This window comes from Pseudaeromonas pectinilytica (assembly GCF_054780855.1).
On sequence record NZ_BAAGVN010000198.1, the window covers coordinates 1 to 983 of the forward strand.

Below are 983 nucleotides of genomic sequence, written 5' to 3' on the forward strand. Positions count from 1 at the left end.
AAAGAAAGACGCTATAAACGCGGGCAGAAAAATAGTGATCGGCATGATGTTATTGGCCGATCGACATGATGTTATTAGCCACCGCTGCTTTCTCCAGCGGTGTACCAGCAAGTGGTCGATGCACTGGAGATTCAGGCAAGGCAAATCCGCGAAGACCGAGTCACGCTCAAATTCCAACCCAGACAAGTGGAGTATGAATATGAAACCGGCCATGTCTTTGTGACCGGTTATTCCTTGGTCTCTGGGCCATCTGGAGATGAACAGCGCCAAACTCGCACCTATGAGTTTGACATCGATATTGAGCAATACCGTCCAAAGCTCAGTTGGATGGATACGTATGAGGGGCAAGCTAGAACGAAGCGAGTTCGTGAAAAGTTGACCCAAGAGCAAAACCGGAGGGTGAATGATGCGAACCAAAATTAGTCGATGGATAACACCAAGCTTAATCGCAATGAGCTTAAGTGGCGTCCTATTATCTCAAGCGTCGTATGCAGACGTGGAATTGCCGATTGTGCCTGCCAGTGTAATGAAGCAGTCTGCTACTGCAAATCCACCGACTCAAACCAATACGGCTTCAACGGATGTGCCAACAACGCTGCTGATGACACCGGGTGTTAATGAACTGATCCCTGTAGGTATTGGTCATCTGAACCGGATTGTGACGCCGTTTGAATCGCCTCAGGTGAGAACAACCAGTGATGCTCAGACGCAAATCAAGGGGAATGTTGTATATGTGGCCACGGACAAAGAATCACCGGTTTCACTTTACATCACTCCGCCTGGTCAGGAAGCGCCCGCATTATCTGTCACCTTAGTACCTCGTCGTATTCCACCGCGTGAAATCACCTTAGCTATTGATGGTCAGCAGTGGCCTATTAAGGGCGTCGTGAACCGAAAAGCCGGGCGCTGTTCCCTTTACGTGTTGTTGACTATTTTCACCCCACCCGATAACCAGGATTTTGCACTGTTGGGCTCTTGGTTGT

At 49.1% G+C, this 983-nt stretch carries 2 protein-coding genes; both read left to right on the forward strand.

Annotated elements, in window-relative coordinates; all coding sequences use genetic code 11:
- The first annotated feature begins 99 nt into the window (after window positions 1-99).
- A complete protein-coding gene (locus ACYVG7_RS10205) occupies window positions 100-423 on the forward strand; it encodes a TraE/TraK family type IV conjugative transfer system protein (RefSeq protein ID WP_460883012.1) in 324 nt (107 codons plus the stop codon).
- Window positions 404-983, forward strand: a 580-nt coding sequence (locus tag ACYVG7_RS10210) for a hypothetical protein (RefSeq protein ID WP_460883013.1), incomplete at its 3' end; no start/stop codon positions are given. The genes ACYVG7_RS10205 and ACYVG7_RS10210, both read left to right, overlap by 20 nt.